Annotated in this window: 3 protein-coding genes; all 3 read right to left on the minus strand. The window is 63.8% G+C overall.

Annotated features, from left to right (window positions below):
- Positions 1–148: 148 nt before the first annotated feature.
- Positions 149–2530, minus strand: a complete 2382-nt coding sequence (locus B5G06_RS13580) for an S-layer homology domain-containing protein (RefSeq protein WP_158094727.1) — start codon at positions 2528–2530, stop codon at positions 149–151.
- Positions 2531–2742: 212 nt separating this feature from the next.
- On the minus strand, positions 2743–3522 hold the full coding sequence (locus B5G06_RS13585; protein WP_087189587.1) for a sulfite exporter TauE/SafE family protein: 780 nt from the start codon (positions 3520–3522) through the stop codon (positions 2743–2745).
- Between the two features lie 6 nt (positions 3523–3528).
- Positions 3529–4692, minus strand: a complete 1164-nt coding sequence (locus B5G06_RS13590) for a 6-phosphofructokinase (RefSeq protein ID WP_242955513.1) — start codon at positions 4690–4692, stop codon at positions 3529–3531.
- Positions 4693–4828 lie beyond the last annotated feature (136 nt).

Raw genomic sequence — 4828 nt, forward strand, 5'->3', positions numbered from 1 at the left:
CGACGCATTAAGGCAAAGCTAAAGGGCTTGCCGCCTGCTATTCACAGACAACAAGCCCTTTCGGCTGCTTGAACAATTTCTTCAAGAAAATATTGTCTAACTTTTCGGGGTCACTTCATTTATCGGTGGGAGGGGGGCTTTGTGACGCTTACACGCCGGGATTCTGGGTAAAGTGGATGGTGTAGGACTGCTCCTCGCTCTCGTTGCCGGAGGCGTCCTTCAGGGCGCCGGCGGCCAGATCGAACTGGAAGGTGCCCTCCACATACTTGTTGCCGTTGTGGTTGGTAACGGTGATGTGGAGCTTGGTGGGATCGGCCTCGTCAATGACGAAGGTGCCGAACTCATGGCCGTCAATGGTGATGTGCTGGGTCTGATCCCCGGCAACCACCGCCTCGCTGAGGGTGACGGTGAGGCTGGTGAACTCCTGGCCCTCGTCAAAGTTGACGGTATCGCCGTCCTCCACCACCTGATCGTCAATGGCAAAGCTCACCACGGTGGGGGCGGTGGTGTCCAGAGGCACAGACACGTCGGAGACGGTCATCTCCTCGTCCACAAAGTACATGGAACCAAACTGGTTGCCCGCCTTGTCCTTCACGGAGAAGTAAAAGGTCATGGGGCTGCCGTCGGCGGCCTGACGCAGCAGGGCGGTGGCCACGGGATTCAGCGTGATCTCCCACTTCTGCTCGCCCTGGGTGTCGGTGTACACGCTGGTGTAGCCCAGGCCGCTCTCCTCGTCCAGGAAGTCATAGCTCTTGGCCTCCACGGTGAACTCGGGGAAGCTGGCCTCCAGGCTGTGGTCGATCTCCAGATAGGCCAGCTCGCCCTGGTCGGATACGGGTACGGTGAGGGTCAGGGTGTCGTCGTCGCCCAGCAGGGTGACGCTCTCCTTCTCCAGCACGGGGGCGGTAATGTCGGCCCCGGCCTCCTGCTCAAAGGCCACGGTCCAGACATAGTAGGGGGTGCGGCCCTCGTCGTCCTTCAGGGCCACATGGCGGCGGGCGGTGAGGTAGCCGGCGCTGTTGCCCTCGGCGTCGTAGATGGCCTTGTTGTAGCGCATACCGTCGCCCAGCTTGGCGCTGTTGAAGTCGAAGGTCCAGACAAACCCGGTCTCGTTGTCCACATACAGGTTGGTAATCTGGACGTCGCCGGAGATGGCGTAGCCCGCGGCCTGGAGGGCCTCGTTGTTCACCGCGTCACCCTCGGGGGTAGAGGAGCTGCCGATCTTGGTCAGCACATCCTCCTCCATGGTGTACAGGGCCTGGTCAAACTGAATGGTGACCTTGCCCTCCTCTTCGGAAACCTGGGTCACGGCAGGACCGGCCTGGACGGGGGGCACCTGGCCGCCGTCGCCGTCGCCATCGTCCTCACCGTCGGAGCCGCCGGAGCCGGAACCGCCGCCGCTGCCGCCGGAACCACCGGAGCCGGAACCGCCGCCATTGCTGCCGCCGTTGTTGCTGTTGCCGCCCACCTGATTGCCTTCGCTGTCGGTGGGCTGGTCCACGCCGTCGGTCACCTCCAGGCTGCCGGGCAGCTTGCCGTCCAGCACCACGCCGTCGGCGTTGACGGCGGCCTTGCCGATGGTGCCCTGGTTGTCCACCTGGGCGGCGGCGTTGAGGGACAGTTCCTCCACGGAAGCGTCCTTCTCCACCGCCAGCTGGGCCTCGGCGTTGACGCTCAGGTAGTCGGCGGAAGTGCTGCCGGAGAGGGTCAGCTCCACCGGAGCGTCCACCTTCACGGTGGCGGCGGTCAGGTCCTGGGCGGTGATCTTGGCCCCGGCGCTGCCGGGAGCTACCACCAGACCGGCGGCCTGGCCGGTCACCTCTACCTGAGCGCCGCTGCGGGCGGCGGACTGACCGGCGTTGACCACCACAAAGCGTCCCTCGTCCTCCGCCTCCACCTGGGCGGAGCCGGTGATGTAATCGCTGACGGCCTTGTCCAGCAGCGCCATGGTGGACGCGCGGTCAATGTTGGCCATGGGCGCCAGGTGGGAACCGTCCTCCACGCCGGACAGAATGCCCAGCTGGGCCAGAGGGGCCAGATACCCGGCGGCCCAGCCGGCGGCGTCGGTGCCGTCCACAAAGTGGCCCAGGTTGGGTTCCTTCTCCTCACGGATGCCCATGGCCCGTGCAAACATCACCATGGTCTCCTGCCGGGTGATGGTCTGGGTGGCGTTGCAGTTGGTACCGTCGCCCTCCATGATGCCGGCGGCGGTGCACTTCAGAATGGCGTCGGCGTACCACTCGTCCCCCTTCAGGTCGGCATAGCGGTTGGGCGCCTTCTCGCTCAGGCCCAGCAGCCGCACAAAAATGGTGGCCAGCTCGCCGCGGGTCAGGTTGGCGGCAGGACGGAACAGGCCCTGGTCGTCCCCCTCCACCAGGCCGGCCTCCAGCCAGCGGTGAATGGAGTCGGCCGCCCAGCTCTGGCCCACGTCGGGCAGGCTGGTCTCTCTGGCGGCAGCCAGGGCGGGGGTGCCCATGGACAGCCCCATGGACAGGGACAGCAGCAGGGCCAGCGGTTTCTTTGCTTGCATGGGTAAATTCCTCCAAGTTGCAGTTATTGATAAAATATGGCGCATTTGCTACGCAAAAATTCCATACTGGTTTGGTATTATACCATGTCATACTCCAGTGTCAAGGAATCGGGGCAGGCCAAATGTTTCCACCCATACAGGCATAAAAAGAGGACCCATCCCGGCATCACTGCTGGAACAGGTCCTGAGGAAAAGAGGAGAAGAACGTGAAGTCACACAAAGCAGCGGATCAGGTTGTACACGCTGATGCCGGTGATGACCAGCAGCAGCCAGAAAAACAGCTTGTCCACGGCCTTGTTGTCCATACGGCGGCTGAAGCTGCGGCCCATAGTGCCGCCCACCACGCCGCCCACCACCATGGCGATGAGAACGGGCCACTCAAAGACTGGCACGTTCTGACCGATCACGGTGTTGAGGAAGCTGGCTCCCTGGGAGAAGAGGATGACATACAGGGAGTTGAGGGCCGCCGTCTTGGAATCCATGGAAAAGAAGTAGTAGAGCACCGCCAGGTTGATGGGGCCGCCGCCGATGCCCAGGAAGGAGGACAGCACACCCAGGGCCAGGCCGATGATCACACAGGCCGCCCCGTTCTTCACATCCAGAGTGCGGATGCGGGGGCGGTTCATGGTGTAGACCAGCACGCCCAGGGTGAGGAGGATCATCAGCACCTGCTGGGCCACCGAGACGGCGGAGCCGCCGGCGTCCTTGATGATGTCGAAGAGCTGCTTGCCCACGATACCGCCCACGGCGGCGCCAATGGCCAGCAGGGTGCCCCGACGGGGCTCCACCTTGACCTCGCCGCCAATGCTGCGGAGCATGGAGGTGATAGTCATGGCCAGCACGGTGCAGCCGGACAGAAAGCTGATGGTAGCCACCGGCAGGCCGGACACAGCGTCCAGCACCGGCTTGATGATGACGCCGCCTCCTACCCCGCTGATGCCTCCGATGGTAGTTGCCAGGATACAGACCAGGAAGTTAAAGAGGATCTGCATGGCGGCTTACCGCAGGGAGATAAACCGGCTGTCGTAAGCGCCCAGCAGGGGCTCGCAATAGGCCTTGAACGCGGGCTTGATGCTGGCGCCGTCCTCGCCGATCCATTCCAGGGGGAACTTTTTCTCGGCGTTGGCCACCTTCTCCAGGGGGATGAGGATGGTCTTGGAGGAGTAGGGGTTCCGGGTGGTCTCAAAGCCCACCATGAAGCCGGTCTTGCCCTCCACGGCGGAGCGGACGGCGCAGGCGCCGGCCTCCTCGGCCTCCTTCTGGTCGATCTCGGACATGAGGGCCACGCTGACCCGGCCCAGCAGGCCGGGCTTCTCGGACCGGGACTTCAGGCCGGTCTCCTGCATGATCATGTCGCTGAGCGCCTGGGCGGCGCCGCCGGGCACCTTGTGGCCGAAGCCGTCCACCACGCCGGAGTCGGCCACGGGGGAGCCGTCAGCATAGTGAATGCCCTCGGAGATGGTCACCAGCAGGCCGCGGCCCTTGGCCCACTTCTCCTTGACGGCGGCCAGGAACTTCTCCTTGTCAAAGGCCACCTCGGGCAGGTACACCAGATGCTCACAGGGCATCAGGTCGGCGTACAGGGCGGAAGCGGCGGTGATCCAGCCGGCGTTGCGGCCCATCATCTCCATCACCACCACGTGGATGGGCAGAGCGGAGGCGTCCTGCGCCAGCTCCAGAGCGGAGACAGCGGCGTACTTGGCAGCGGAGCCGAAACCAGGGCAGTGGTCGGTCACGTCCAGATCGTTGTCGATGGTCTTGGGGATGCCGATGACCCGCAGCTCGTAGCCGGTCTCCACGGACAGGTTGTAGATCTTGTTGCAGGTGTCCATGGAGTCGTTGCCGCCGTTGTAGAAGAAGTAACGGATGTTGAACTTCTTGAAGCACTCCAGCACGGCGGGATAGTCGGCGTCGGTGAGCTTGCGGCGGCAGGAGCCCAGAGCGGAAGCGGGGGTCTTGGCCAGCAGGGCCAGATCCTCGTCGGCAAACTTGCCCAGGTCGATCAGGTCCCCGGCCAGAATGCCCTCAGCGCCGAAACGGGCGCCGTAGATGGTCTCGATCTCGCCGTGGAGCTTGGCCTCCCGGACAGCCCCCAGCAGGGAGCTGTTGATCACCGGGGTGGGGCCGCCGCCGTGGGCGATGAGCATATTTCCTTTCAGCATGACAGTGCCCTCCTTACACGTTGCTCAGATCGTCGTCCTTCATGCACAGATGGACGGCGCCCAGCTTGAAGGTCTGGGGCAGAGCCAGGATGTTGGGGTTCTCGCCCACGAACTTCTTCTTGGCGTCCTCCAGAGC

Origin of the sequence: Flavonifractor sp. An52 (assembly GCF_002159385.1) — a bacterium.
In the GTDB taxonomy this organism is placed as follows: Bacteria; Bacillota; Clostridia; order Oscillospirales; family Oscillospiraceae; genus Flavonifractor; species Flavonifractor avicola.

What these genes read in the sequence shown, in the direction of transcription:
- B5G06_RS13585 (WP_087189587.1), bottom strand. Translation starts at nt 3,522, where the DNA reads ATGCAGATCCTCTTTAACTTCCTGGTCTGTATCCTGGCAACTACCATC.
- B5G06_RS13590 (WP_242955513.1), bottom strand. Translation starts at nt 4,692, where the DNA reads ATGCTGAAAGGAAATATGCTCATCGCCCACGGCGGCGGCCCCACCCCG.
- B5G06_RS13580 (WP_158094727.1), bottom strand. Translation starts at nt 2,530, where the DNA reads ATGCAAGCAAAGAAACCGCTGGCCCTGCTGCTGTCCCTGTCCATGGGG.